This is a genomic window from Microbacterium sp. B24 (genome assembly GCF_000333415.1).
In the GTDB taxonomy this organism is placed as follows: domain Bacteria; phylum Actinomycetota; class Actinomycetes; order Actinomycetales; family Microbacteriaceae; genus Microbacterium.
Window position 1 is genome coordinate 1 of record NZ_BADB01000289.1, and the last position, 2447, is coordinate 2447.

Annotated in this window: 3 protein-coding genes; all 3 read right to left on the minus strand. The window is 71.3% G+C overall.

The window, feature by feature from the left end:
- A partial coding sequence (gene crtI, locus I5I_RS07475; protein ID WP_036318193.1) for a phytoene desaturase family protein occupies positions 1–805 on the minus strand: 805 nt, incomplete at its 3' end.
- The gene (locus I5I_RS07480; RefSeq protein ID WP_036318194.1) at positions 802–1656 is read right to left on the minus strand and encodes a phytoene/squalene synthase family protein; all 855 of its coding nucleotides are present in this window, start codon (positions 1654–1656) and stop codon (positions 802–804) included. The genes I5I_RS07480 and crtI, both read right to left, overlap by 4 nt.
- On the minus strand, positions 1653–2447 hold a 795-nt coding region (locus I5I_RS07485; protein WP_036318195.1), incomplete at its 5' end, for a polyprenyl synthetase family protein. The genes I5I_RS07480 and I5I_RS07485, both read right to left, overlap by 4 nt.

Sequence of the window (2447 nt, forward strand, 5' to 3'; positions counted from 1 at the left end):
ACCGGATGCCGATCGCGCGCGCATCGTGGGTGAGGATCTCCGCCACGGGCGACGCCGTGTGCACGGTGGCGCCCTGGGCCTCGGCCACACGGGAGACGGCCGCGATCACCTCGGTGAAGCCGCCCTGTGGGTAGAGGACGCCCTCGTCCAGGTCGAGGTGGCTCATGAGGTGGTACAGGCTCGGCGCATCGTAGGGGGATGATCCGAGGAAGACCGCGGGGTAGCCCAGGATCTGGCGCAGGACGGGATCGGCGAAGCGCCGCGCGACGTGGTCGTTGAGCGATCGCGTGAGCAGGGGAGCGAGGCGAGGCAGCTGACCGGCCACGGCCGGGGCCCGCAGACCCTTCGTGGAGGCGTAGGTGTCGTAGAGGAACCGCGACACGGCGAGGTCGTACGCATCGTGGGCCGAATCGAGGTACTCGTCGAGACGTGCTCCGGCGCCCGGCTCGCGGCTCTCGAAGAGCTCCCGCGCCTGCGCGCGACCGGACACCACGTCGATCGGATCGCTGGGTGCGGCGCCGTTTGGCTCGGGATAGACGCGATAGGCGGGGGTCAACGGCACGAGATCGAGCTGCTCGGCCGCTGTGGTGCCGCACAGGCGGAAGAAGTGATCGAAGACCTCGGGCATGAGATACCAGCTCGGTCCCGTATCGAAGCGGAAGCCGTCGCGCTCCCACGAGCCCGCTCGACCGCCCAGCTCGGGGGAGGCCTCGTGGAGGTCGACTCTCCAGCCGTCGCGCGCGAGCAGGGCGGCGGTGGCGAGCCCTGAGATGCCTCCGCCGATGACGAGGGCCGTGCGGCTCATGCGGTGCTCCGTTTCGGGGGGCGGCCGGCGAGGGCACGGGCCGCGATGGTTGCTTTGACGGGGGTGGGCACGGAGACCCGCGCGGTCTCGTCGTCATCGCGCAGGCGGCGGGAGAGCTCCGCGAACAGGCCGTGTGCGGTGGTCACCGCGCGCCGGCAGTCGGCGGGCAGGTCGGCGATCGCCCGCGCGGCGGCATCCAGGTCGGCGTCGATGCGGTCGAGGACGGCGATGCGGTCGCGGTGTCCGTCCTGGAGGCCGAGGTAGTCGCGACCGAGGCGGTTCTCGTCGTCCGCGCGGTCGCGGAGGAAGTTCACGTCCTGGAAAGCGGCGCCGAGGCGGCGGGCGCCGTCGACGAGAGCCGGATCGGCAATCAGCGGTGCGCTGCGACCGGCGTTGACGAAGATCTGCAGGCACATCAGACCGACGACTTCTGCTGACCCGTAGACGTAGGCGTCGTGCGATGCGTCGTCGTGCTGCGTGCGTGTGAGGTCGGTTCGCATGGACGCGAAGAACGGGCGGATGAGATCATGACCGATCCCGCACTCGCGTGCCGCCAACGCGAACGCGTGGACGATGAGGTTGGTGCTGAAGCCCCGAGCCACCGCAGCGAGGGTCTCGGCCTCCAGCTCGTCCAGCAGCAGACGCTGGGTGGATGAGGGCAGACCCGTCGCCTCGGCGGCGCCGTCGACGACCTCGTCCGCCACTCGGACGAGCGCGTAGACGCTGCGCACATGCGTGCGCACGCGCGAACCGAGAAGGCGGCACGCCAGTGCGAAGGACGTCGAATAGGCCGTGATCACGGTCGCTGCCGCGTCTTGTGCGCAGCGGTCGTACGACGATCCGCCGCTCACGGGATGCGCTCCTCGATCGTGTTCGCGACCTCGGCCAGCAGTGCGACGACGGCAGGGGGCAGGGACGGCGATGCGGCGCGGGAACGTGCGCGGCGGAGACGATCGTGAATGAGAGCGACCAGGTCGTCGCGGGCGCCGCTGGCTTCGAGTTCCCGCTGCGCGCGGCGCACGGCGATCGGGCCCGTGTGCGCGACGGCGAGGGCCGAGCTCACCCGCGGCCAGGCGGCGGTGTCGCGCGCGAGCGCGATCAGGGGAGTGCGCTTGGCCTCGCGAAGATCGGCGCCGGGGTCGCGGCCGGCCTGACGACGTGAGCCGAACGTTCCGATGAGGTCGTCGACCAGCTGGAAGGTGAGCCCGAGGTCGGCGGCGGCGAGGGAGAGCTGCGCCCGGGCCGCATCCGATGCCCCGGCCAGGACCGCTCCGGCCAGCAGCGGCGCTTCGAAGGAATAGGCGGCCGTCTTGTCGTGGGCGGCGCCCAGCAGCGCATCGGTCTCGGGATAGTCCGCACGCGCGGCGTGCTCGACATCGGCGAGTTCGCCGGATGCCGAGACGAGGATCGCGTCGTCCATGATCTGCAGAAGCGCGGCGCGTGCCGGTGCGTCGATGGCGACGGAGGCGACCAGCCGGGTGGCCTCGAACAGGAGGAGATCGCCGGCGAGCACGGCCGCGGCGTCGCCGACCGTTGCCGCCTGGTCAGCCGACGCTCCGAAGGAGTGGGCGCGCGTGCGGAATCGACCCGCGACGTTGGGAATGCCGCGTCGCTCCAGATCGCGATCGATGAGGTCGTCATG